The 24564-nt window shown below is 67.4% G+C and carries 25 protein-coding genes; 14 read left to right on the plus strand and 11 right to left on the minus strand.

Annotated features, from left to right (window positions below; translation table 11 throughout):
* Positions 1–23 precede the first annotated feature (23 nt).
* Positions 24–1274, plus strand: a complete 1251-nt coding sequence (locus ACXPWS_RS14715) for a CynX/NimT family MFS transporter (protein ID WP_458713124.1) — start codon at positions 24–26, stop codon at positions 1272–1274.
* 23 nt (positions 1275–1297) lie between these two features.
* Here ACXPWS_RS14715 and ACXPWS_RS14720 read toward each other — a convergent pair whose 3' ends face one another.
* A complete protein-coding gene (locus ACXPWS_RS14720; RefSeq protein ID WP_458713125.1) occupies positions 1298–1879 on the minus strand; it encodes a peptidoglycan endopeptidase in 582 nt (193 codons plus the stop codon).
* Positions 1880–2165: 286 nt separating this feature from the next.
* Positions 2166–2669: a MarR family winged helix-turn-helix transcriptional regulator gene (locus ACXPWS_RS14725; RefSeq protein ID WP_458713126.1), complete on the minus strand. Its 504-nt coding sequence runs from the start codon at positions 2667–2669 to the stop codon at positions 2166–2168.
* Between the two features lie 79 nt (positions 2670–2748).
* Here ACXPWS_RS14725 and ACXPWS_RS14730 point away from each other — a divergent pair, with 79 nt between their 5' ends.
* Positions 2749–3987: a multidrug effflux MFS transporter gene (locus ACXPWS_RS14730; RefSeq protein WP_458713127.1), complete on the plus strand. Its 1239-nt coding sequence runs from the start codon at positions 2749–2751 to the stop codon at positions 3985–3987.
* A gap of 12 nt (positions 3988–3999) precedes the next feature.
* On the opposite strand, the gene ACXPWS_RS14735 is transcribed toward ACXPWS_RS14730, so the two are convergent.
* From ACXPWS_RS14735 to ACXPWS_RS14750, 4 genes are read right to left on the minus strand one after another with little or no spacing between them, the layout of a single operon-like run.
* Positions 4000–4461: a DUF5078 domain-containing protein gene (locus tag ACXPWS_RS14735; RefSeq protein ID WP_458709925.1), complete on the minus strand. Its 462-nt coding sequence runs from the start codon at positions 4459–4461 to the stop codon at positions 4000–4002.
* An 11-nt stretch (positions 4462–4472) separates the two neighbouring features.
* Positions 4473–4829, minus strand: coding sequence for a DUF732 domain-containing protein (locus ACXPWS_RS14740; protein ID WP_458713545.1), 357 nt, complete (start codon positions 4827–4829; stop codon positions 4473–4475).
* Positions 4830–4849: 20 nt separating this feature from the next.
* Entirely contained in the window at positions 4850–7756 is a 2907-nt protein-coding gene (locus ACXPWS_RS14745) for an MMPL/RND family transporter (protein ID WP_458713128.1), read from the minus strand.
* Entirely contained in the window at positions 7753–8184 is a 432-nt protein-coding gene (locus ACXPWS_RS14750; protein ID WP_458713129.1) for an MmpS family transport accessory protein, read from the minus strand. The genes ACXPWS_RS14745 and ACXPWS_RS14750 overlap by 4 nt, the downstream gene beginning before the upstream one ends.
* Positions 8185–8506: 322 nt before the next feature.
* On the opposite strand from ACXPWS_RS14750, the gene ACXPWS_RS14755 reads away from it, so the two are divergent.
* The 3 genes from ACXPWS_RS14755 (at position 8507) to ACXPWS_RS14765 (ending at position 11134) form a co-directional block, all read left to right on the plus strand.
* Positions 8507–9055 carry a hypothetical protein gene (locus ACXPWS_RS14755; RefSeq protein WP_458713130.1) on the plus strand — a complete coding sequence of 183 codons (549 nt, stop codon included), beginning with the start codon at positions 8507–8509 and terminating at the stop codon, positions 9053–9055.
* Between the two features lie 105 nt (positions 9056–9160).
* Positions 9161–10342 (plus strand): acyltransferase family protein, encoded by a 1182-nt coding sequence (locus tag ACXPWS_RS14760; RefSeq protein ID WP_458713131.1) that lies wholly within the window; start codon positions 9161–9163, stop codon positions 10340–10342.
* A gap of 108 nt (positions 10343–10450) precedes the next feature.
* Positions 10451–11134: an Rv0518 family GDSL lipase gene (locus ACXPWS_RS14765; RefSeq protein WP_458713132.1), complete on the plus strand. Its 684-nt coding sequence runs from the start codon at positions 10451–10453 to the stop codon at positions 11132–11134.
* Here the strand turns inward: ACXPWS_RS14765 and ACXPWS_RS14770 are convergent.
* Positions 11113–11796: an MOSC domain-containing protein gene (locus tag ACXPWS_RS14770; protein WP_458713133.1), complete on the minus strand. Its 684-nt coding sequence runs from the start codon at positions 11794–11796 to the stop codon at positions 11113–11115. The two genes, ACXPWS_RS14765 and ACXPWS_RS14770, sit on opposite strands and share 22 nt — an antisense overlap.
* Before the next feature lie 82 nt (positions 11797–11878).
* On the opposite strand from ACXPWS_RS14770, the gene ACXPWS_RS14775 reads away from it, so the two are divergent.
* A complete protein-coding gene (locus ACXPWS_RS14775; protein WP_458713134.1) occupies positions 11879–12001 on the plus strand; it encodes a hypothetical protein in 123 nt (40 codons plus the stop codon).
* On the plus strand, positions 11998–13332 hold the full coding sequence (locus ACXPWS_RS14780; protein WP_458713135.1) for an LLM class flavin-dependent oxidoreductase: 1335 nt from the start codon (positions 11998–12000) through the stop codon (positions 13330–13332). The genes ACXPWS_RS14775 and ACXPWS_RS14780 overlap by 4 nt, the downstream gene beginning before the upstream one ends.
* A gap of 63 nt (positions 13333–13395) precedes the next feature.
* Here ACXPWS_RS14780 and ACXPWS_RS14785 read toward each other — a convergent pair whose 3' ends face one another.
* Positions 13396–14082 (minus strand): cutinase family protein, encoded by a 687-nt coding sequence (locus ACXPWS_RS14785; RefSeq protein ID WP_458713136.1) that lies wholly within the window; start codon positions 14080–14082, stop codon positions 13396–13398.
* A 77-nt stretch (positions 14083–14159) separates the two neighbouring features.
* Here ACXPWS_RS14785 and ACXPWS_RS14790 point away from each other — a divergent pair, with 77 nt between their 5' ends.
* Genes ACXPWS_RS14790 through ACXPWS_RS14800 form a run of 3 tightly spaced genes read left to right on the plus strand, consistent with a single transcriptional unit; the run spans position 14160 to position 17538 of the window.
* Positions 14160–15302, plus strand: coding sequence for an alkaline phosphatase family protein (locus ACXPWS_RS14790; protein WP_458713137.1), 1143 nt, complete (start codon positions 14160–14162; stop codon positions 15300–15302).
* 12 nt (positions 15303–15314) lie between these two features.
* Positions 15315–16277 carry an enolase C-terminal domain-like protein gene (locus tag ACXPWS_RS14795; protein WP_458713138.1) on the plus strand — a complete coding sequence of 321 codons (963 nt, stop codon included), beginning with the start codon at positions 15315–15317 and terminating at the stop codon, positions 16275–16277.
* Positions 16278–16281: 4 nt separating this feature from the next.
* Positions 16282–17538, plus strand: coding sequence for a cytochrome P450 (locus ACXPWS_RS14800; RefSeq protein WP_458713139.1), 1257 nt, complete (start codon positions 16282–16284; stop codon positions 17536–17538).
* An 11-nt stretch (positions 17539–17549) separates the two neighbouring features.
* Here the strand turns inward: ACXPWS_RS14800 and ACXPWS_RS14805 are convergent, their stop codons facing one another.
* On the minus strand, positions 17550–18440 hold the full coding sequence (locus ACXPWS_RS14805; protein ID WP_458713140.1) for an aminoglycoside phosphotransferase family protein: 891 nt from the start codon (positions 18438–18440) through the stop codon (positions 17550–17552).
* Positions 18441–18515: 75 nt separating this feature from the next.
* Between ACXPWS_RS14805 and tpx the strand changes: the two genes are divergently transcribed.
* From tpx to ACXPWS_RS14825, 4 genes are all read left to right on the plus strand, one after another.
* On the plus strand, positions 18516–19010 hold the full coding sequence (tpx, locus tag ACXPWS_RS14810; RefSeq protein ID WP_458713141.1) for a thiol peroxidase: 495 nt from the start codon (positions 18516–18518) through the stop codon (positions 19008–19010).
* Positions 19011–19227: 217 nt separating this feature from the next.
* Positions 19228–19857 (plus strand): NlpC/P60 family peptidoglycan-binding protein RipD, encoded by a 630-nt coding sequence (gene ripD / locus ACXPWS_RS14815; RefSeq protein WP_458713142.1) that lies wholly within the window; start codon positions 19228–19230, stop codon positions 19855–19857.
* Positions 19858–19938: 81 nt separating this feature from the next.
* The gene (locus tag ACXPWS_RS14820; RefSeq protein WP_458713143.1) at positions 19939–20796 is read left to right on the plus strand and encodes a helix-turn-helix domain-containing protein; all 858 of its coding nucleotides are present in this window, start codon (positions 19939–19941) and stop codon (positions 20794–20796) included.
* 4 nt (positions 20797–20800) lie between these two features.
* The gene (locus ACXPWS_RS14825; protein WP_458713144.1) at positions 20801–21640 is read left to right on the plus strand and encodes an SAM-dependent methyltransferase; all 840 of its coding nucleotides are present in this window, start codon (positions 20801–20803) and stop codon (positions 21638–21640) included.
* Here ACXPWS_RS14825 and ACXPWS_RS14830 read toward each other — a convergent pair.
* Together ACXPWS_RS14830 and ACXPWS_RS14835 are read right to left on the minus strand one after the other, a co-directional pair.
* On the minus strand, positions 21620–22177 hold the full coding sequence (locus tag ACXPWS_RS14830; RefSeq protein WP_458713145.1) for a DUF4334 domain-containing protein: 558 nt from the start codon (positions 22175–22177) through the stop codon (positions 21620–21622). The two genes, ACXPWS_RS14825 and ACXPWS_RS14830, sit on opposite strands and share 21 nt — an antisense overlap.
* A gap of 38 nt (positions 22178–22215) precedes the next feature.
* Entirely contained in the window at positions 22216–24564 is a 2349-nt protein-coding gene (locus ACXPWS_RS14835; protein WP_458713146.1) for an ATP-binding cassette domain-containing protein, read from the minus strand.

Genomic DNA, 24564 nt, shown 5'->3' on the forward strand with positions numbered 1-24564 from the left:
AATCCCTTTCATCCAATCATCGGATGTATGGCAGGCTAGTTCCGGTGATCGACTCCCGCCACACGAACACGATCGACCGCCCCGACGCCGACGCGACGATCGAGTCGCGACCGGTCGCCGGTGGGCTGCTGTTGACGGTGGCCGTTGTCCTCACTGCCCTCAATCTTCGCCCCGCGATCACCAGCGTGGGTCCGTTGTTGGGCGATATGCGCGATACGTTCGGTGCATCCGCTGTCTGGGCGGGCGTACTCACCACTCTGCCCGGCCTGTGTTTCGCCACCGCGGGGCTGGCCGCGCCCCGGGTGGCGGCCAGGATCGGCGCCGACCGTGCCATCGCGGCCGCGCTTGTGATCCTCAGCGCGGGCCTGTTGCTCCGGGTACTCGACGGCCCGGCAGTGGTGATCGGTGGCACGCTCGTGGCGACCGCCGGTATCGCGTTGATCAATGTGCTCATCCCGGTAGTCATCAAGCGATCCTTCCCGGCTCGTATCGGCGTCATGACGGGCATCTACACCGCGGCGTTGCAGGGCGGCGGGGCGCTCGGCTCGGCGCTGACACCGGCGCTCGACGCGATGTCGGGCTGGCGGACCGCGCTGGGCGCCTGGGCGGCGCTGGCCGCGCTCGCGCTGGCACTGTGGCTTGCCGCCACCTTACGGGGTACCGGACGGACCGCCGTGGTGCAGGTCGAGCGGACCCCCGAGCCGCGGCGGTCGCTGATGAGCAGCCGGCTGGCCTGGACCGTCACCTCGTTCTTCGGGTGCCAGGCCTTCCTGGCGTATGTGGTGATGGGCTGGCTGCCCGCGGTGTTCATCGACGGTGGCATGAGCAAGAGTGCCGCCGGACTGCTCCTGGGGCTCATCTCGGTGTTGGCCGTGCCGGTCAGCATCGTGATCGCACCGGCGGCGGCCCGCAGGCCCAGCCAGAGCGGCTGGATCGTCGGCCTCGGTGTGCTCGGGTTCGCCGGCGTGACCGGGCTGGCCGTCGCGCCGGACGTTGCACCCCTGCTCTGGAGCGTGCTGCTCGGGCTGGGTATGAGCGTGTTCTCGCTGGCTCTGACCGTCATCGCGCTGCGATCACGCAATGCCGCGGACACCGCCCGGCTGTCGGGCATGGCCCAGGGGATCGGCTACCTACTGGCCGGTGTCGGCCCGTTCCTGTTCGGCGTGCTTCACGATATGACGGGCGGCTGGACGGTGTCGTGGGGCCTGGTGCTGGCGGTGTACGCCGTCCAGTTGGTCACCGGGGCGATGGCAGGCCGGAACCGGTACGTGTAAGCCCGGCTCCGGCACGCGTCGGGTCAGACCGGGATGGTGTCGGGCGCGGGCAGATCGGCGGGCGCCGGCGGCGGCACGTCGCCGGGCGCCGGCGGCACGAAGTCGGCAGGTGCGGGCGGCACGAAATCGACCGCGATCGGCGGGGGAACGTCGCCAGGGGCCGGCGGCAGGAACTCGACCGGCGGAGGCGGCGCATCGACCGGGGCATCGGCATCCAGCGGTGCCGCATCGGCCGGCGCGGGCAGATACATGTGGTGGGTGAACTGCGGCTGGTAGGCACCGCCGCCGCCGACCCGCACCCCACCGCCACCCTCACCGGAGGACACCGCGGTGCCATCGGGCAGCGTCACCGCGGTGTGACCGCCGTTCCACCCGATCACCAGGGCGCCCGGCGCGGTTCCGTACTTGAAGCCGCGAGCCAGCAGGGCGCGTTCTTCGTTCCCGGTGTGGAAACGGTCACCGAAGACCGGTCGGTTGGTCGCGGCGTTGCTGACCCAGGATGCCAGGCCCGAGCAATCCGTACCCGCCGGGCTGTCACCACCCGGGATGTACGGCGTACCCGAAACCTGGTTGACGAGCGCCAGTAGCGACGCAAGAGCAAACATGCAGACGGACGTTAACAGAGCCTTTTGTAAGGGAGCAAAATTCTGTGACTCCCTTCACAATTCGCGATACCCGTCGTTGACCTCACAAAAACGCTGATGAACTGCGTTGACGGGCCGTGCAATTCACTTCGATATGGACCGTGTTGAGCGGTTCTCGCAAACGCTTTGTCGGGCACCGATACTGCATCGGTCGCTCATCGAAGCGCGCAGCGTCGGGATGAATCATGTTGCTCTGGAACTTATCCGGCGCACAGCTCAAAACCATTGTGCGTCAACGCATTTAAGATCAATCGCCGAGATCTGCCGATTCTGGCAACTGTGCAGCGCGCCGCGGCGCCGGTCCGCCGAGCGCGGCCGTCAACGCGCGCATGCCGGGTGTTGCGGACAGCAGGTGCGCGACCGAGTCGGCCGGCAACTCGGCTAGTACTTCTGCGATCCCCTCCGACAGCGCATCGTCAATGGCCCGCTTGTCGTTGCGCGCCTTGGCTGTCGGGTGCAATACCGATACTCGCCGGTCATCGTGGTGTGGCGTTTTCGAGACCAGTCCGCGGTCGGTCAGGGCCCGTACCGCAGCGCTGACATTGCTCGACCGCATGGCCACGGCGCACGCGACGTCGGACACGCTCAGGCCGGGTTCGTCCACGATGGCGCGCAGTACGGCGAGTTCGGATGCGGGCAGGGGATCGAGGCCGGCTCGGTGCGGCCCGAGCCGCGTCAACCGCCAGGACAGTTCGTGTAAGGCCAGGGCCAGGGCCCTGATGCGCGGATCGGCCATCGGAGTGCTCTCCATCACCACATATTATATATGACTCGATATATATGTTGCAATACCTATTGTCGCAATTCCCGATCGAATGAGAGGTGCGTACTTGAGCACATCGAACCCAGACTCGCCGCCGGCGATGTTGATCGCCGCGCTGGCCCTGCTGTCGGCCGTCACGCCGCTGTCCATCGACATGTACCTGTCGGCGTTCCCCGCGATGGCCGCGCAATTCGAGACGTCTGCGCCGACGATCCAGCTCACCCTCACGGCACTGCTGATCGGACTGGCAGTCGGACAGCTGGTGATCGGACCGTTGTCGGACCGCTACGGTCGCCGGCGGCCCCTACTGGTCGGCACCGCCGTATGCCTGGCCGCCAGCCTGCTCTGCATCTACAGCCCCTCGGCGGAGATCCTCATCGGGCTGCGCTTCGTGCAGGGCTTCGCCGGCGCCGCCGGAGTGGTGATCGCCCGCGCCATCGTGGCGGATCGGGCGGCCGGCGCGGAGGCCGCCCGGCTGTTCGGAGTGTTGATGGTCATCGGTGCGCTGGCGCCGGTCATCGCGCCGGTGCTGGGCGGCTTCATCGTCGCCGACCTGGGTTGGCGCGCCGTGTTCGGCGTACTGGCCGTGCTGAATGCCCTGATGTTGCTCGGCGCCGTGTTCTTCGCACCGGAATCGCTGCCGCCCGAGCGGCGCCGGCCCGGGGGACTGGTGGCGCTGCGGTCGAGTGCCCGCACGGTGCTGTCCAACCGGCGCTATGTCGGGTACACGCTGGCGCTGGCCTTCGTGTTCACCGCACTGTTCTCCTATATATCGGCCTCGCCGTTCGTGCTGCAGAACATCGTCGGGTTGTCGCCGCGGGTGTACTCGCTGACCTTCGGCGGCTGCGCGGTGGTGATGGCCGCGATGAGTGCGCTGTCGGCCCGACTGGTCGGCCGGATCGCTCCGCGCCGGTTGCTGCTGGGCGGCGTCACCGCCATGGTGGTGGTGACCGCTCTGCTGCTGCTTGCCGTCACCGCCGGCGGCGTGCCGCCGGTGCCGACGATCGTTGCGATGGCCGCCTTCATGGCCAGTATGGGTTTCGTCGTAGCCAATGCCATGGCACTTGCCACCGCGGAGGTTCGCTACGCGGCCGGAACCGGTTCGGCCGTAATGGGATTCCTGCAGTACGCGTTGGGTGCCGGTGTCTCGCCGCTGGTCGGCTTGGCGGGCGAGCACAGCGCGGTGCCCATGGGTATTGCGATGTTCGGCGCCGCCGTGCTGGCCGCGACCATGCTGGCCTTCTTCACCCGCGGGCCCGAGCCGGCCCAGCCTGCCGAACAAGCCGTCGCCGCAGGCGCGCGCTGAACGCCCCAGTGGCTAGTGCCAGTCCCAGACGGTCATGTCTCCTGCGGGGTAGTTCATGCAGATGTCGGTGGTGTGGGCGGCGACGCCTTTGTTGTTGAAGAACAGTTTGGCCCAGTTGGGCCAGCGCCAGGACATTTGTTCGTAGAAGGCGTTGGTGGCGGTGTCTTCGGAGTATTGGCGTCGGCCGGCGTAGTCCATGGAGAAGAACCAGTGGATGCGGTCTTGGGTGCCTTGTTGGTCGCCGGCGGGTTTGTTGTTGTAGTCGATCATGTAGCGCTCGTAGTAGACGGGTTCGACGTCGCGGGCGGCGGCCATGATCTGTTCGGCGGTGCAGGGGGTTTTGAGGATGCGGTTGGGGATGGGGTAGTCGTCGGTGGCGTCTGCGGAAGAGACTGCGGAGGTGGCGATGCCTGTGGTGATGGCGCCGGCCAGGGCGGCGGCGGCGATACCGGTGCGCAGTGCGTTGCGGATCATGATTTCTCCGTTCAGTGCCGTTGGTCGGCGGCGACCTGGTCGAGGATGACGCGTTTGTCGGGGCAGTAGTAGTTCAGTGCGGAGCCCAGGAATTGCCAGTTTTGGGCGGTGCTGTTGTGCCGGTCGAGGTTGGCGCCGATGAATTTGGCGGAGTCGAAGGCGTTGTGGTCGACGTTGTTGGTCAGGCGTTTGCAGACCAGTTTGCCGATCCAGGCGTTGTAGTCCTTCTGCCCGTAGATGCCGTAGGTGTGCAACTCGTGGGCGAAGTTGGTGTCGGGATCCCGGTCATACGCCGGATCGGCCTGCGCCGGCGCGGCCATGGTGAGCCCGGTGGCGATGGTCGCTGCCGCCAGTGTCGCCAATCTCAACTTCTGCACTGCTGAACCCCTTAACTCGATTCCGTTGCGCCCGCACCGACCGATGTCGGCGCCGGCTTCGGCCATGCCACCGGCAATGGCCGTTGGCGCACCCGCTGCGGCCACCAGAACCACTTGCCCAGCAGCGCGGCGATCGACGGCGTCATGAAAGATCGCACGATCAACGTGTCGAACAACAGTCCCATGCCGATGGTTGTTCCGACCTGCCCGATCACGATCAGGTCGCTGACCGCCATCGACATCATGGTGAACGCGAACACCAGGCCCGCAGACGTCACCACCGACCCCGTGCCGCCCATGGACCGGATGATGCCGGTGTTCAGCCCGGCATGGATTTCCTCTTTGAACCGCGACACCAGCAGCAGGTTGTAGTCCGAGCCGACGGCCAGCAGGATGATCACCGACATCGCCAGCACCATCCAGTGCAGCGGCTGCCCGATGATGTGCTGCCAGATGAGCACCGACAGGCCGAACGACGTGCCCAGCGAGAGCAGCACGGTGCCCACGATCACCGCCGCGGCGACCACGGCCCGGGTGATGATCAGCATGATGATGAAGATCAGGCACAGCGACGCGATTCCGGCGATCATCAAGTCGAACTTGGAACCGTCGGACATGTCTTTGAACACCGATGCGGTGCCGCCGAGGTAGATCTTGGAGCCCTCCAGTGGGGTGCCCTTGATGGCTTCCTTGGCCGCGTTCTTGATCGGCTCGATATGCGAGATGCCTTCGGGGCTCATCGGATCGCCGTCGTGGCTGATGATGAACCGCACCGAGTGCCCGTCGGGGGAGATGAAGTTCTTCATGCCGCGTTTGAATTCCGCGTTGTTGAACGTCTCCGGCGGTAGATAGAACGAGTCGTCGTTCCTGGACGCGTCGAAGGCCTCGCCCATCGCCGACGAGTTGTCCTGCATGGCCGACATCTGATCCTGGATGCCCTTTTGGGTCTGATACATGGTCAGCATGTAGGTCTTCATGTTCTTCATCGTCGCGATCATCGACGGCATCAGCGCGACCATCTGCGGCATCAGGGTGTCCAGGCGTTCCATGTCCGGCATCAGGTTCTGGATGTCGTCGGTCATGGTGTCGATGCCGTCGAGGGTGTCGAAGATCGACCGGATCGCCCAGCACGACGGGATGTCGAAGCAGTGCGGTTCCCAGTACAGGTAGTTGCGGATGGGCCGGAAGAAATCATCGAAATCGGCGATGTGGTCCCGCAATTCGGCGACATCGACGGTCATGTTCTTCATCTTGGTGACCATCGAATGCGTGGTGGCCGCCATCTGCACCGTGATGTTGGACATCTTGGTCATGTTGTCGATGGTGGTCTGCATATCGTCGGCCTGCTTGAGCATGTTGGCCATCATGTCCTGCTGGTACTTCTCGTTCATCTTCTGAGAAGTGCCCTGCATGCTGATCTGGAACGGGATCGAGGTGTGCTCGATCGGGGTGCCCTGCGGCCGGGTGATGGCCTGCACCCGCCCGATACCGGGCACCCGGAACACCGCCTTGGCGATCTTGTCGATCACCAGGAAGTCCGCCGAATTGCGCAGATCGTGATCGCTCTCGATGAGCAGCAACTCCGGATTCATCCGGGCCTGGTTGAAATGCCGGTCGGCCGCCGCGTATCCGACGTTGGCGGGGATGTCCGCGGGAAGGTAATCGCGGTCGTTGTAGCTGGTGCGGTACCCCGGCAGGGTCAACAGCCCGACCATGGACAACGCGAGGGTGCCCACCAGCACCGGACCGGGCCAGCGCACGATGATCGCGCCGATCTTGCGCCAGCCGCGGGTACGCATCGCGCGTTTGGGTTCCAGCGTCTTGCCGAACCGGGAGGCCACCGTGACGACGGCGGGGCCCAGCGTCAGCGCGGCGAACACCGCGACCACCATGCCGATCGCGAGCGGGATACCGAGGGAGACGAAGTAGGGCAGCTTGGTGAAGTGCAGGCAGAACGTCGCGCCCGCAATGGTCAGACCGGAGCCCAGGATCACGTGCGCGGTGCCGTGATACATGGTGTAGTACGCGGCTTCCCGGTCCTCGCCCACACTGCGGGCTTCCTGGTAGCGACCGATCAGGAAGATCGCGTAGTCCGTCGATGCGGCGATGGCCAGGGTCACCAGAAGGTTCGTCGCGAACGTCGACAATCCGATGATGTCGTAGTAGCCGAGGAACGCGATGAAGCCGCGGGTGATGCCGAGTTCGACCGCGACCATGCCGAGCACCAGGAACACCGTGACGAACGAGCGGTAGATGATCAGCAGCATCACGATGATCACGCCGAAGGTCAGCGCGGTGATGATCTTCATGCTCCGGTCACCGGCGATGTGCTGATCGGCGGCCAGCGCGGACGGCCCGGTGACGAACACCTTCAATCCCGGTGGCGGCGTCATGCCGTCGATGATGTCCTGGGTGGCCTCGACCGATTCGTTGGCCAGTGACTCGCCCTGGTTACCGGCCAGGTACACCTGCACATACGTCGACTTGCCGTCGGCGCTCTGGGCACCCGCCGCGGTCAGCGGATCGCCCCAGAAGTCCTGGATGTGCTCGACGTGCTTGGTGTCGGCTTCCAGCTTCTGGATCATCTCGTCGTAGAACTTGTGGGCCGCGTCGTCGAGCTGATGGTCGCTTTCCAGCACCACCATTGCCGAGCTGTTCGACTTGAACTCGTCGAACACCTTGCCGACCCGCTTCATGGCGATCATGGACGGCGCGCTGTCCGGGCTCATCGACACCGACCGGAGTTTCCCCACCTCTTCGAGCTGGGGAACGACCGCGTTGAGCACCACCATGATGGCGATCCAGCCGAGGATGATCGGCAGCGCCAGCATCCGGATGGTCCGGGGGATGAGGGAGCGGTTCGGTTCCTTCACCGTGGGGATCGCGTCGGTGGGCGGATCGGTGCGCGAATCGGTCATGCCGACTTCACCAAGCAGTACGTGTGGGCGCCGACGCCGTCGACCGTGCGGGTGTCCTTCACCTCGTCATCGACGGTGATACGGCAGGACAGGGTGTCACCGTCGCCCTGTGCGGAGATGGTGGGGAACACCGAAGGCGCGGTGGTGCTCAGCGTCAGCGTCCAGGGCAGCGGCGCGTTGTCGGCGCGCTGCGGCTTGGCGTCGAGGTCCATGTAGTTGATGTTGGCGGTCGCTCCCGGCTCGCCCCAGATCTCGTACTTGACCACTTTGGGGTCGAACGGCTCGGTGTCGTCACCGGCGCTGTTCTCGGTGGACACGTAGCCGGGCCCGGTGCCGAAGAAGGTGCGCACCCGCATCACGGTGAACGTGGCAACGGCGACCACGACCACGATGACGAGTGGAATCCAGATGCGCTTGAGCACGTTCATCGATTACCGATTTCCCCCGTTGCCTTGTCTCACCCGTGTTCACCAGGCGTCTTATGTTCGCCACAGGTTAGCTTATGTAACCGAGAGCTTAGCTCATATAACAGAGTGACGTGCCGTACACATTTTGCAACGTCGGCCCCCTGCCCGCCAACCGGTGACACGACCGGGAACAACAGGTCTGAACTGCGCATTCGTCGCAACAGAGCAGGGCGGTCCGCGGTGACCGAACCGGCGTCGCAGCGGCGTGCGAGACCCATCCCGAACCGCTCAGGACCCTCTCAGGGTTACCCGGGCGCGCCGGTGCGGGCCTACCCTCAGGTATATGAGGACGAAAATGCTGGCAGTGCCTGCCGCCTTCGCCGCCTTCGCCGCCATCGCCTGGGCAGGCGCTTCGCCGGCTGGGGCGGACCCCGCACCGTCCCCGGCGCCGGCTCCGCCGGCCGCACCCAAAACCGTCATCGACCATGACGGCGCCTTCACAGTCGGCGTCGATATCGCACCCGGTGTCTATGCCTCGGCCGGTCCGGTCGGGGACGGCACCTGTTCCTGGCGCCGGATCGCCGCCGCCCCGGCCGGGCAGACCGGCACCACCATCGACCGGGCCTTCACCCACGAGGCCCAGGTGGTTCCGATCGACGCGTCGGACGGCACCTTCAAGACCACCGGCTGCCAGACCTGGCAGTTGACCGACCAGGCACCGCCCGGACCGGGACTTCCGCCGGTGCTGCAAGGTCTGAAGCTCAAGGCCTATCTGGACAGCCTCAACCGCAACGCGGCGCAGTACAACGCCGCTAATCCCGACGCGCCGGCCGCACCCATCGCGCCGCCGCAGGGAACGGGACCGGCACCGGGACCGGCGCCGACACCCTGAGTCGGTTGACCCGTCGTTGACAGGAATCACCCAGCGTGCGCTTCGCGGCCGCTGACCCGATGCGCTGATACCCTTTCCAACGGATACGGCCACGGAAAGAGTGTTGTGCGCAGCGGAGAGATCAAGGCCCTCACCGGCCTTCGCATCTTTGCCGCCCTCTGGGTGGTTCTCTTCCACTTCCGGCCGTTGCTCCATGAGGCTGCCCCTGCATTCAGCACTGCGCTGGCACCGATCCTGAACTGCGGCGCCCAGGGCGTCGATCTGTTCTTCATCCTCAGCGGCTTCGTGCTGACCTGGACCTACATCGACAAGATGGGGAAGAACTGGTCCACCCGGGAAACGCTGCACTTCCTATGGATGCGGTTGGCCCGGGTGTGGCCGGTGTACCTGGTGACCCTGCATCTGGCGGCGCTGTGGATCATCTTCACGCTGTACGTGGGACACGTTCCGTCCGAGAACGTCGGCACCCTCAACGCCGTCAGCTACATCCGCCAGCTGTTCCTGGTGCAGCTGTGGTTCCAGCCGTTCTTCGACGGGTCGAGCTGGGACGGCCCGGCCTGGTCGATCAGCGCGGAATGGCTGGCCTACCTGCTGTTCGGCGGGCTGGTGCTGATCATCTTCCGGCTGGCACGGGCCACCCGGGCCCGCACGCTGTTGTGGCTGGCGTTCGCGGTGACCGTGCCGCCGGTGATGTTCCTGCTGGCGACCGGCCACTTCTACACCCCGTGGAGCTGGCTGCCGCGGATCATCATGCAGTTCACCGCCGGTGCCATCGCCTGTGCGGCGGTGCGCAGGCTCAACCCGTCGGATCGCACCCGCACCCTCGCGGGCGTGGCGGGGGTGCTGCTGGTCGCGACCGCAGTGGGGGCGCTCTACTGGTTCGATGCGCACCCGATTCCGGACGTCATCGACAGTGGCGGCGTCCTGGACCTGTTGTTCGTCCCGCTGGTCGTGACACTCGCCATCGGCACCGGGACGCTGCCCAGTCTGCTGTCACTGCGGGTGCTGACCTACGGCGGTCAGATCTCGTTCAGCCTGTACATGGTGCACGAGATCGTGCACACCGCATGGAACTGGGCGGTGCTGCAGTTCGAGCTCACCCTGGTGGGCCCGGCAGGCAAATGGATGCTGCTGGGCGTGTTTGCGGTGGCGTTCGCCGCGGCGGCCGCGCTGTACCACTTCGTCGAGGAACCGGCCCGCAGATGGATGCGCAGAATGGTCGACGTGAAGGACGCGACGCCGGCGGTCCAGTCACTGGGCCGCGACGACCGCAAGCTGTCCGCCTGAGCGTCGGCTGTGTGTATTGGCGTGACGAATCGCACTGCGCGGCAGACCATCTGATGTGACCCAGTAGGCTGACGCGGTATCGATCAGCCGCCTTGGGAGGGGTTCTCGTTGTATCGCCTGGCCGTGCTCGTGATGTCGCTGGCTGTAGCGACCGGACAAGTCAGCACTCGTCCGGTCGAGGTGATGACCGTGAGCCGCGACGCCCCGGTCAGCCACATCGCGGTGATCGGTGATTCGTACACCACCGGGACCAACTTCGGTGGCCTCGGCGGGAAGGGCTGGCCGGCGCGGGCCTGGCAGGTGCTGGCCCGGCAGGGCAAGCCGGTGAAGGCGGATGTGGCCTCCGAAGGCAGGGCGGGCTACGGGGTGCGCGGCGACCACAACAGTGTTTTCGGCGACCTGACCGCCCGCGCGGTACGGCCCGACGATGTCCTGGTGGTCTTCTTCGGATCCCGCAACGACGAACCGGTCGATCCGCTGACCATCACGGGATTGGCTTGGAACGCCTTCGATTCCGCGCGGCGCACGGCGCCCGCGGCGAAGCTGCTCGTCATCGGGCCGCCGTGGCCGACCGACGACGTGCCCGACAAGGTGCTGCAGGTGCGCGACGCCCTGGGCGCCGCCGCCCGGGCCGCGGGAGCGGTATTCATCGACCCGATCGCCGAAGGGTGGTTCGTCGGGCGGCCCGACCTGATCGCTCCCGACGGTGTACATCCCACCGATGCCGGGCACACCTATCTGGCCGACCGGATCGCACCGCTGATCGGCGATCAGCTGCCCGTCGCGCCCTGATTCGCCCGCTCCGCCCGGCGTCGCGCCTTGTTCTTGATGTCCTCGGGCAACGCGTCGGCGGCCAGCACCGACGGCAGTAAGCCCGCCTCCAGCGTGAGTGCCCGGAACACCAGACCGACGGTGATGTCATGGGCCGGCCGCTCGACGACCTCGATCCGGTCCCCGGCCCGCACCGTTCCCGGGGCCAGCACGCGCAGATAAGCGCCCGGCACCGCTGTGCTGGTGAACGTCTTGATCCAGCCTTGGATTTCCAGCCACAGCGCGAACGTCCGACAGGGAATCCGCGGACGGGACACCTCCAGCAACAGGCCTCCGGTGCCGATCCGCCACCGTTCACCCACGACGGCGTTGGTCACGTCGACACCAGTGGTGGTGAGGTTCTCCCCGAATGCGCCGTTGGTGATGTCGCGGTCGATCCTGGTCTGCCAGACATCGAGATCCTCCCGGGCGTAGGCGTACACCGCTTGGTCGTCGCCGCCGTGGAATGCGTCGTTGCCGATCAGATCGCCCACCAGGCCGCTGCCCAGCCCGCCCTGCATGGGTCCGGGGGAGCGCACCTCGATCTCGGCGGCGGTCGGGCGCTTGTCGATCCCGGTCAGCAGCCGGCCGTCGTCCGGACTGGTCTGGGGTTCGGCGATGTTGACCGTGAGCACCTGGGGCATGGCCTCAGATTAGTGCCCGGGAAAGAATCCGCTCGATTTGATGCCTCCCGCAATGGAACCCGGCCAGCCAGTGTGACACCACATGAGCATTCTCAGGGCGACCGGAGCGCCGGCCGCCGCGCAAGTGCATTCCGCGGCGGTCGATGCCACGCAACTCACCGACAATCTGCTCCCGGCCGACTTCGACCGCACGAAGGTGTCATGACCACGGCCAGAAGAGAGTTGCATCTCAACGCCTTCTTGATGGAAGCCGGTCACCACGAGGCGGCCTGGCGACTACCGGAGAGCAACCCGCGCGCCGATTTCGATCTGGCGCACTGGATTTCGCTGGCCAAGATCGCCGAAGACGCCAAACTGGACGCCGTCTTCCTGGCCGACGGTCCCGCGTTGACCGGCACCGGGGAGTTCCGCCCGCCGGGACAATTCGAACCGCTGACCCTGCTGACCGCACTCGCCCAGCACACCAGCCGGATCGGTCTGGTCGCCACGGTGTCGTCGACCTACAACGAGCCCTACAATCTGGCCCGCAGGCTGGCCTCGGTCGATCACGTGAGCGGGGGACGGGCCGGTTGGAACATCGTCACCTCCGCGGGCGCGGATGAGGCGGCGAATTTCGGCTTCGCCGAACGCCCCAGCCATGCCCAGCGCTACGCCAGGGCCGATGAATTCCTGCAGGTCGCCAAGGCGCTGTGGGACAGCTGGGACCACGGCGCCATTCTGGGGGACAAGACGGCAGGCCGGTACGCCGACCCGGCCCGGCTGCACCGGATCGATCACCGGGGAACACATTTCCGGGTCGCCGGGCCGCTGAACGTGGAACGCCCGCCGCAGGGGTACCCGGTCCTGGTGCAGGCGGGCTCCTCGGCGGACGGCAGGAGTTTCGCGGCGCGGCATGCCGAGGCCATCTTCACCGCCCATCAGACCTATGACCGCGCCGCCGATTTCTACGCCGACATCAAGGCGCGGGTACGGTCGGCCGGTCGTGACCCCGACGGCGTCGTCGTGCTGCCCGGGATCGTTCCGTTCCTCGGTTCGACCGAGGCCGAGGCGCGTGCGCTGGCCCAGCGGTTCGACGATCTGCGGGTGCCCGAATATGGCCTGTCACAACTGGCCTGGAACTTCGAGACCGATCCGTCGGTGTTCGAGCTCGACAAGCCGTTGCCCGACTTCATCCTGGCTCGCCCGAAACTCGAAGGTTCACAGAGCCGCTCGGACCTCATCATCGAACTGGCGCAGCGCGAGAACCTGACCGTGCGGGGCATCTTGTCCCGCCTCGGCGGCGGACGCGGGCACTTCACCTTCATCGGGACGCCCGAGCAGGCGGCGGACACGATCGTCGCCTGGTTCGAGGGCGGTGCGGCCGACGGCTTCAACATCATGGCGCCCGCGCTGCCGTCCGGCCTGGAGGTGTTCATCGAGCACGTGCTGCCCATTTTGCAGCGTAAGGGGCTGTTCCGGGAGGAGTACCGCGGCACCACTTTGCGGGACCACTACGGGCTCGTCGTTCCCGACAACCAGTTCGTAGATGATCATTGAACGCTGCTCGACCACGTCTTCGGCGGAGAGACATCCACGTACTGAACCACCGTCGTGGAACACCTAGAAGACGCGTTGGGCGACGAAGTCCGCCGCCTGCGCCGGCGCCTCGGTGTGCGCGTAGTTGCCGTGCACCAGGCTGATGCCGCCACCACCGGCGCAGATGAGGTCGCCGGGCAGGCAGATGTTGATGGTCTTGTCCGCGACGAGTGGGCCGATCACCACGGGCGGCGCGCCGAGCGTGCTGACCACGCCGTCCGATGGTGTGCCGAACAGGGCCACCGCGGCGATGTGTCCGGCCGTCTGTGCCGACATCGGCCCGTTGAGCCCCTCGGGGACGATGTAACCGGGCGGGATCGCCGGTCCGGTGACGTACCCGATCACGGCCGCGCCCTGGGAACTCCCGCCCAGCACCAGCTTGGTCTTCGGGCAGTTCGCCGCCATCGCGTTGACGTGGTTCATCGCGTCGATGACCCCGTCGGAGGCGGTGGGAAAGTCATTGCTGGCCGGGTAGTTGACCGCGTAGTCGGTGACGCTGTGGGTGCCGGCGCGGGCCCGTACCTCGTTGACGAACGCCTGCCCGACGGCGCCGAGACCGGGAGGCTCGGTGGTGCCGCGGGCGAAGGTCACGTCCACCTCGGGGCAGGGATCGGCCGTTGCGCCGGGTGCGCCCGGAAACAGCGTCACCAGCGCGGCCAGGACGCCCGGGAGCGCCCCGCCTGCCAACCGAGACCGCCAACCTCTGTTCATCGAGTTGCTCCCAATCCTTGGTCAACGGCCATGGTAGTGGCGGCGGGTAACCGTGCCACGCCCCTTACCCTGACTCCATGTTCATCACCCCGCGCTACGGCGACGGCGCGTTGGCCGATCTTCTCCCGTCGGTGCTGGGCGCGCTGGGCGTCGAGGGCGAACGGGATCGGGTCGGTCTGGGCCTGGACGGTGTCCGCCGGGTCGCGGTCCTGTTGGTCGACGGGATGGGTGCCGAGCTGGTCGCGGCCCGGCCGCACGCGGCCCCGTTCCTGGACGGTGTGCCGGGCCGGACGCTGACCGCGGGTTTTCCCAGCACCACCGCGGCCAGTCTGGCCTCGCTGGGGACCGGGGTGCCCGCCGGCGAGCACGGCATCGTCGGTTATTTGTTGGCGGTACCGGGTCACGACCGGATGATGAACCCGCTGAAGTGGCGGTTGATGGGCCAGGGCCCCAAGGTCGATCTGCTGAAAGAGATTGTGCCCGAACAGTTTCAGCCGATGACGACGGTGTTCGAACGAGCCGCGGCCGCCGGTGTGGCCGTCACTCAGGTGGCTCCGATGTACCAGGCCGGGTCCGGGCTGACCCGGGCGGCCCTACGGGGCGGTGAATTCCGGCCGAACTTCTCCTCCGGCGACCTGGTCGACGGTGTGCTGACGGCGCTGCGCGGCAGCGACCGCGCGCTGGTCTACGCCTACCACGGCGACTTGGACATGACCGGTCACGTGCGGGGGCCGGCATCGGAGGCGTGGGCGCTGGAACTGGCCCATGTCGATCTGACGGTCAGGGCCATCGCCGAGCGCCTGCCGGCAGGCGCGGCCCTTGTCGTCACCGCCGACCACGGCATGGTGCAGGTCGATGCGCCGGTGGATTTCGACCGGGAACCACTGCTGCAGAACGGGGTTCGCGCACTGGGCGGCGAACCGCGGGCGCGTCATGTGTACACCGAACCGGGCGCGGGACCCGATGTCGCCGCGGCGTGGCGGCACCGGCTGGGTGCCGACTTCACCGTGCTCACCCGGCAGGAGGTGATCGGCGCCGGCTGGTTCGGGCCGACGGTCCACGCCGAGGTGGCGCCGCGGATAGGCGACGTCGTGGTGGTGGCGGACGGCAACCGGGCCATCACCCGCTCAGCCGCCGAACCGCTGCAGTCGAATCTGATCGGCCACCATGGATCGCTCACGCCGGCGGAGATGAACGTGCCGCTGTACGTGATCCGATAGCGTCGCCTTCTTGTGCAGACTCTGATCGACTTCGACGACGCGCCCGTCTTCGGGTTACCGGTGCTCGATCCGGTCGGCGGGCCGGCGGTGGCCGAGGGCATGCTGATCGAGGGTCCGCAGGGCTGGGGGGAGTTCAGCCCACCACCGGACGCCGACGATGCGGCGTTGGCCCGGTGGCTGACCGCAGCCACCGAGCCGGGCACCATCGGTTGGCCGGACCCCGTGCGAGGCCGGATCCCCGTCGCGGTCACCGTGCCGGCCGTCGACGCCGCACGGGCCCGGCAGATCGTGCAGGCGGCCGGTTGCCACACCGCCGACGTCACGGTCGGCGATCCGTCGGGCACCCTGGCCGACGATGTGGCGCGGGTGGCCGCCGTGCGCGACGGGCTGGGGTCCGCGGGCACGATCCGCTGCGATGTCGGCGGCCGATGGGACCCCGACTACGCGGTGAACGCGATCGCGGCGCTCGAGCAGGCGGCCGGGGTCATCGAGTTCGTCGCTGCGCCGTGTCCGAGCTTGGCGCAGGTGGCCTGGGTCCGCACGCGGGTGACCGTTCCGATCGCCGCCGCCGCGGGCGACCCGCGCGAGGTGCGCGAGCTGGCCGGGGCGGCCGATATCGCCGTGCTGCGGTGCGGCCGGCTGGGCGGGGCGCGGCGGGCATTGCGGATCGCCGAGCTGTCCGGGCTGCCCTGTGTGGTCGCCTCCGACGCCTTGACCAGCATCGGGGTTGCGGCTGGACTGGCGCTGGCCGGCGCGCTGCCGGAGCTGCCCTATGCCAGCTCACTGGGTACCCGGCTGTTGTTCGGCGGGGACCTGGTCGTCGGCCCGCGATCGTCGATTCCGGTCGACGGCACCCTTGCGGTGGCGCCCATGCCGCCCGCCCCTGCAGCCGAACTCCTGGACCGATACACCATGCCCGATCCCGCCCGAATCCAATGGTGGCGGCGACGGCTGCGCACGGCGATTGCAGAATAAGGAAATGACGCGTCCGCAATCGGGGTTGGACCCGCACCTGCTGCTCGCGCGAGCGCTGGCACCTGACAACCGGAAAGACCCGTATCCGGTGTACCGCCAGCTGCGTGAGCACGGCCCACTGCACCTGCCCGAAGCCAATCTCATCGTGCTGACTTCATACGCCCACTGCGACGCCGTGCTGCGGCACCCGGCGTCGGCCAGCGACCGGGACAAGTCGACCATCGCGCAGCGCCAGATCGCGGAGGGCAAACAGCCCCGCCCGTTCGGGCTTGCCGGTCTGGTCGACCAGCGCCGCACCCCGGCGTTCCTGTTCTTGGACCCGCCAGACCACACCCGATTGCGCAAACTCGTCGTGAAGGCCTTCGCGCCCCGAGTGATCAACGCCATGGCGGCGGAGATCACCGCGGTGGTGGACGCCTTGCTCGACACCGCGGAACGCAACGGGGAATTCGATGCGATGACCGGCCTGGCCTACCCGCTGGCCGTTGCGGTGATCTGCCGGCTGCTCGGCGTGCCCGTCGAGGACGAGCCGAAGTTCGGCCACGCCTCCACGCTGCTCGGTCAGACGGTGGACCCGTTCCTTGCGGCCACCGGTAAACCCGAGGGCTTCCACGAGCGCATCGAGGCGGGCAAGTGGCTGCGGTCCTACTTCCGGGACTTGATCCAGCGCCGCCGGAGCAATCCGGGAGACGACCTGATCTCGGCACTGATCGCCGTCGAGGAATCCGGGGACCAGCTCACCGAGGACGAGATCATCTCGACCTGCAACCTGCTGCTGATCGCGGGCCACGAGTCCACGGTCAGCCTCATCACCACCGCCATCCTGATGATGCTGCGCCACCGCGAGCAGTGGACCGCGCTGGCCGCCGACCGGCACCGGGCCGGCGCGGTGGTGGAGGAGACGCTGCGCTTGGACCCCCCGGCGCAGCTGCTGGGCCGCATCGCCGCCGAGGACATCGTGCTGCCCGACGTCACGGTGCCCAAGGGTGACACCATGATCGTGTTGCTGGCCGCCGCACATCGAGATCCGGCCGCCAACGAAGCACCCGATCGGTTCGACCCGGACCGGAAAGTCATCCGGCACTTGGGTTTCGGGCATGGAACGCATTTCTGCCTGGGTGCCGCGCTGGTGCGGCTGGAGGCGTCGATCGCGTTGTCGGCGGTGACGTCCCGGTTCCCGGACGCCCGTCTGGGCGGTGAGCCGGTCTACAAGCCGAACGTGACGCTGCGCGGTATCGCGTCGCTGCCGGTGCGGGTCTGAGCCCGGCCGGGTCAGTCCTGGACCGCCTTGGCGACCGCCACGCAGGTCGTCAGCCAGTGTGGGTCTGGTCGGGTCTGCTCGGTCAGCTCCCACATCGCGTTGTGCATCATCCGCACGGTCACCCAGGCGCGCGCCCGGTCGGCATCCAGGCCGGCCGCGTCCACCAGGGTGTAGAACCGGCGCCGGACGCCCTCGCGGACGTATCCGGCCAGCTCGTCCCACCGGTTCCACAGCATGGGTGCGATCTCATAGTGCGGGTCACCGCTCATCGGTTTCGGATCGATCACCAGCCACGGCTCCCGGTCGGCGGCGAACACGTTCTCGTAGTGCAGGTCGCCGTGGATGAGCGTGCCCGCGCTGGCCGGGTCGTCGGCCAGGTCGGTGCCCAGGCTGATGGCCTGCTCGACCAGCCGGCGCGGCACCGCCGCGCTGCGGGGCAGGGTCCGCAGTCCCGCCGTCCACTCCCGCAGGAATCCGGTGAGCGGCCGCAACTGCGGCAACGCGGCGACGTGTAACCGGCTGTACAGTCCGGCCACCACCTCGCAGGCCTCGATATCCCATATCGCGTTCAGGTTTCGCCCGTGCAGGCGCTCCAGCAGCATGGTCCGCCGGTGCGGATCGGCCCGCAGCAGCCGAACCGCGCCGGCACCGCCCCAGCGGCGCAGGGCCAGGTGTTCATGTTCGGACTCGGCGTCGGGGAAGGCGAACTTCAGCGCCGCGCGGCCCTCCTCGGTGCGCACCGGCAGCACCAAGGAGCAGAAACCATGGGCCGGCTCGCCGTCGGGTGTCAGTCGCCACTCATCCAACTGCGCCGTCACGGCGGCAGGCAGGCTGTCTACCCAGGTCCGCCATTGCGGCCCCCGGGCGGCCATGGCGGCCACCGCGTCGGGAAGGGCGAACACCGTCTCATTGTGCCAGTGCCGCCAATCACGGCCCTGGTCTGTTTGTCGTCCCGCGGCTTTGACAGACTGGTCGGCATGGCACAGATAACCATCAAGGGAAACCCCATCCACACCGTCGGCGAGCTTCCCGCAGTGGGAGCGGCCGCCCCCGCCTTTGCCCTGACCGGCACCGATCTGGGTACCGTCAGCAGCGATCAGTTCGACGGCAAGACCGTAGTGCTGAACATCTTCCCGTCGGTGGACACGCCGGTGTGCGCCACCAGTGTCCGGACCTTCAACGAGCGGGCCGCCGGCGGCGGAGCCACCGTGGTGAACGTGTCCAAGGACCTGCCGTTCGCCCAGAAGCGGTTCTGTGGTGCCGAAGGCATCGAGAATGTCACCATCGCGTCGGCCTTCCGGGACAGCTTCGGCGAGGACTACGGCATCACGTTGGCTGACGGCCCGTTCGCCGGGTTGCTGGGTCGTGCCGTGGTGGTGATCGGTGCCGACGGCAAGATCGCGTACACCGAACTCGTCCCCGAGATCGCCCAGGAGCCGGACTACGACGCCGCGCTCGCGGCGGTGAAGTAGGCGCCGGCCCTCTTCTCCGAAAGCACCGGCTCACCCAGTGGGCCGGTGCTTTTTCATGTGACCGGTCACTTTTGTGTCACGGTATTGCATCTCATCGGCCCTGTGCCGCACTGAGTTTGGGCTACCGACCGAAGAGCCGGTAGAAATGTGTGCAGCGGCCGTCAATTTCGCGGACGCACGGTGAATCCCGCGTGAGTTGCAGAGAGTCGAGGTTCGGATGAAGCGCATCTGTGCCTTTTTCATCGGTCTGGCAGTGTTGCTGGCCACCCCTGGTATCGCCACGGCGGATCCGTTCACCCGGCCCGCACGCAACCAGCAGGCAATCGATTTTGTCATCGCGCGGGCATTGGCCCAGCGCGGTGTTCCCTACACCTACGGCGGTGGTGACGCCAACGGCCCCAGTCGTGGTGTGCCGCAGGCAGTCTCACCGCTGGCCGCCGACCCCGCGACCGCGCTCGGAACCCCGCAGGTGGCCGCCGGCGGCGCTGGGCTGGTGCCCGGCCTGAACTTCCCCGGGCTGGCGCCGCCGGTGACAGCTGCCGCTCCGGTGGCCGACCCCGCCGACAACGTCGTCGGATTCGACGCCTCCGGCCTGATCGTGTACGCGTTCGCCGGCGTCGGGCTCAAGCTGCCCCGGTCCTCCGGAGAGCAGTACAAGGTGGGCCAGAAAGTGCTGCCGTCGCAGGCGCTGCCCGGCGACCTGATCTTCTTCGGTCCGGACGGTACCCAGAGTGTGGCGCTGTTCGTGGGCAACGGCCAGATGGTGGAGGCCACCAACCCGGTGGTGACGGTCTCGCCGGTGCGGACGGCCAGCATGGCGCCGTATCTGGTGCGCGTCATCGCCTGACCTCTTCGCGCTTTGTGCACGTTCACCGGCGTTCGGCGCGGGTGAACGTGCACAAACCGCTTGTTTTGTAGGGTTGGTCCGGTGACGGGTCCCCGGCTGTACCGCCCGAGTCCGGCCCTGGCGGATTTCATCGACTATTACGGGTACTGGGACCGCGCGGCCGGTGCGCCTCATCGCAGCCGGGCATTGCCACGCGGTGCAGCGACCGTCGTCATCGATGTCAGCGGTCGGACGGACGTCGATTTCTACGCCGGTGACGGGCATACCCGGCTGGACGTGCCGCCCGCCTTCATCGCCGGTGCGGGCACCGCCTCCTATGTCACCGGTATCGATGCGGCGCAGACCGTGATGACCGTGCACTTCAAGCCCGCGGGTGCGGTGGGGTTCCTGGGCGCCGCGCTGGCCGGGCTGGAGGATGCATGTGCCGGACTCGCGCAGGTGTGGGGCCGCCCGGCCGCCGAGTTGCACGAGCAACTGCTCGAAGCCGCGTCGGCGACCGATCGGATCGCTCTGGTGGAGGCTTTTCTGCTGTCGCACAACCGGTTACCGCAACGGTGCCCGAGCGCCGAGATCATGGCGGTGCTGCGATCGGTGGAATCCGATCCGTCCGTGCGTATTTCGCAGGTGCGCGCGGCCGTGGGGTGGTCACCGCGGCGACTGACCGAGCGGTTCCGCGCGGAGGTGGGGCTGGCGCCCAAGGCCTATCAGCGGGTGCGGCGCCTTCAGGGTGCCTTGCGCCGCCTCGACGGCGACGCGCGCCGGGGTGCCGACATCGCGGCCGATCTGGGCTACTTCGACCAGGCGCATTTTGTCCGCGAGTTCCGTGAGTTCACCGGGATGACGCCGACGCAGTATGCCGACCGCCGGTCCTGGTTGCCCGGGCACGTCGAACTGGGGCAAAAATATCCAAGTCATCCGGTCCGGCGCGGGCGAGGATGAAGCCATGCACAACACACGAGAAGCGGTGGCCGGCACCGGCTTGCTGGTAGCCGCCATCCGGGCCAGGGAATCACGTCGCGACGATCGGCTGTTCGACGATCCGTTCGCGGAGAAACTCGCGGGCGTGGCGGGGCAGCGTCATCTGGACGCGGCGATCGCCGCGTCGGGCGAGCAGTCGACCGTCCAGATCGTGGTGCGCACCAGGTTCTGGGATGGGGCGTTGTTGCGTGCCGCCTCGTCGGTACCGCAAGTGGTGATCCTGGCCGCCGGGATGGATGCACGGGCCTACCGGCTGGACTGGCCGGACGGCGTCACCGTGTACGAACTGGATCAGCCGGCGGTGATCGAGGCGAAGGCCGGGCTGCTCGCCGGTGACACCCCGCGCTGCGCGCGGGTGGCGGTGGGCGTGGATCTGGCCGACGACTGGCCGGCCGCGCTGACCGCGTCGGGCCTCGATCCGGCCACACCGTCGGCGTGGTTGATCGAGGGTCTGCTGCAGTATCTCGACGAGCCCGCGGTCCGGTCGCTGTTCGCGCGTATCGACGCGCTGTCGGCGCCGGGCTCGGTGCTGCTGTACGAAGTGGTGGGGCAGGCCATGCTGGATTCGCCCTTGCTGGCCGGAGTGCTGAAGTCGATGGCCGCCCAGGGTTCACCGTGGCTGTTCGGTTCCGACACCCCGGGTGAACTGGCCGAGCGACACGGCTGGTCGGCCGTCGTCACCGATATCGCCGTGCCCGGTAACGAGTGGAAACGCTGGTTCACCCCGGCGGTGCCGCTGGATGTGCCCGGTGTGCCCCGCGGCTATTTCGTCGAGGCGGCCAAATCAGGTGAGGACGGGCAGTGACGCGTCGCGGCGCAGCAGGAAGAAGTACGGCCGCGATATCCCGCGCAGGTCCATCGCTCCGATCACCTCGTCCTCGGACACTTTGCGGAAGACGTCATTGATCGGCAGCTGGTCGTAGATCATCGTCGCGGTGTCGGTCCCGCGATAGCGGGTGGTGCGCAGCCGGGCCTTCGGTCCGGATGTGCGCAGCACCGGCCGCAGCGCGGTGATCGGCCGTTTGAAGGAAAGATTCTTCAGCACTGGGATTTTGGTGGCCGGTCCGAGTCCGCCGAAGGCCAGCAGCGGGTTCATCGCCCACAGCGCGGTGCCGTCGCCGGTGGGGAAGAGCAGTGGATGCACCTTCTCGGCGCCGAGGAATTGCTTGCCCCACCATCCACTCGCCGCCAGCACGCCGTCCAGTGGGTGCCCGGTGGGCAATTCGGCGCCGCGCCACGTGCCGAGCATGAATTCCGGGTCGACGGCTGGGGCGGCGTCGAACACCTCGAGTGCTTCGGCGGTGGTGGTGGGCACGTTTGTCAGCACGTCCTGGGCAAGCATGCCCCGACCATACTTGACAGGTGTCAAGTTCGGCAATGTCAGGCGCCGACGTAGGCCGCGAGATGCTCGCCGGTCAGCGTGCCGCGGTGGTCTACCAGAGCCCGCGGCGTGCCCTCGAACACCACGCGCCCGCCGTCATGACCAGCACCGGGGCCCAGGTCGATGATCCAGTCCGCGTGCGCCATCACCGCCTGATGATGCTCGACGACGATGACGGATCTGCCCGAGTCGACGATCCGGTCCAGCAAGGCCAGCAATTGTTCGACGTCGGCCAGATGTAGTCCGGAGGTCGGCTCGTCGAGCACGAACACCTCGGCCTTCTCACCCAGCTGGCCGGCCAGCTTCAAGCGCTGCCGTTCACCGCCGGACAACGTGGTCAGCGGCTGTCCCAGCGTCACATAGCCGAGGCCGACATCGACGAGCCGGTGCAGGATCGTGTGCGCCGCGGCAAGCTTGTGCTCGCCGAAGAACTCCAGCGCTTCGGTCGCCGGCATGGTCAGCACCTCGCTGATGTTGCGCCCGCCGAAGGTGTACTCCAGCACCGCCGAGTCGAACCGTCTGCCCTCGCACTCCTGGCATGTGGTGGCCACGCCTGCCATGATCGCCAGGTCGGTGTAGATGACCCCGGCGCCCTTGCACGCCGGGCAGGCGCCGTCCGAATTGGGGCTGAACAGGGCCGGTTTCACGTTGTTGGCCTTGGCGAACGCCTTTCGGATCGGCTCCAGCAGTCCGGTGTAGGTGGCCGGATTGCTGCGCCGGGACCCGCGGATGGGGGACTGGTCGACGGCCGCCACACCGTCCCGGCCGCCAACCGACCCGTGGATCAGCGAGCTCTTTCCCGAGCCGGCCACACCGGTCACCACCACCAGCACGCCGAGCGGGATGTCGACGTCCACGTCGGCCAGATTGTGGGTGTCGGCGCCGCGTACCTCCAGGACTCCGCTGGGCTCGCGCACGGTGTCCTTCAGCGCGGCCCGGTCATCGAGGTGTTGTCCGGTCAGGGTGCCGCTCCTGCGCAGCTGCGCCACGGTGCCCTCGAACACCACTTCGCCGCCTGCCGCGCCGGCCCCCGGGCCCAGGTCGACGACGTGGTCGGCCACCGCGATCGCCTCGGGCTTGTGCTCGACCACCAGCACGGTGTTGCCCTTGTCGCGCAGCCGCAGCAGCAGCTCGTTCATCCGGGCGATATCGTGCGGATGCAGCCCCACGGTCGGTTCGTCGAACACGTAGGTGACATCGGTCAGCGACGAACCGAGCTGACGAATCATCTTGACCCGCTGGGCTTCCCCGCCGGAAAGGGTGCCCGAGGACCGGTCCAGCGACAGGTAGCCGAGGCCGATCTCGACGAAGGATGCCAGGGTGTCGCGCAGAGCGGTGAGCAACGGCGCGACGGACGGTTCGTCGATCCCGGTGATCCATTCGGCGAGGTCGCTGATCTGCATCGCCGAGACCTCGGCGATGTTGTGCCCGTTGATCTTCGACGACCTGGCCAGCGCGGAGAGCCGGGTGCCGGCGCACTCCGGGCAGACGGTGAACGTCACCGCACGCTCGACGAAGGCGCGGATGTGCGGCTGCATCGCGTCGACGTCCTTGGCCAGGAAGGACTTCGTGATGGACGGGAGCAGTCCGGCGTAGGTCAGGTTGATCCCGTCCACCTGAATCTTGGTGGGCTCCTTGTGCAGCAGGGCGTCCAGTTCCTTCTTGGTGAACTTGCGGATCGGCTTGTCCGGGTCGAAGAAGCCGCAGCCCCGGAAGATCCGCCCGTACCAGCCGTCCATGCTGTAGCCGGGAATGGTCAGCGCACCCTCGTTGAGCGACTTGGTGTCGTCGTACAGCGCGGACAGGTCGATATCGTTGACCGTGCCGCGGCCCTCGCAACGGGGACACATGCCGCCGGTGATGCTGAACTCGCGGCGCTCCTTCACCGTCTTGCCGCCGCGTTCCATCTTTACCGCCCCGGCGCCGCTGATCGATGCGACGTTGAACGAAAATGCTTGGGGCGAACCGATATGGGGCTTGCCCAGCCGGCTGAACAGGATACGCAGCATCGCGCCGGTATCGGTGGCGGTGCCCACCGTGGAGCGAGGATCGGCGCCCAGGCGCTGTTGGTCGACGATAATCGCCGTGGTCAGACCGTCGAGCACGTCGACATCCGGGCGCGCCAGCGTCGGCATGAAACCCTGCACGAACGCGCTGTAGGTCTCGTTGATCAGGCGCTGTGACTCGGCGGCGATCGTGTCGAAAACCAATGAGCTCTTGCCCGAACCGGAGACCCCGGTGAAGACCGTCAGGCGGCGTTTGGGCAATTCGATGCTGACGTCTTTGAGGTTGTTCTCCCGCGCACCGGTGACGCGGATCCGGTCATGGCTGTCGGCACCCTTGCTCAT

The sequence above is a fragment of the Mycobacterium sp. BMJ-28 genome, assembly GCF_054404835.1.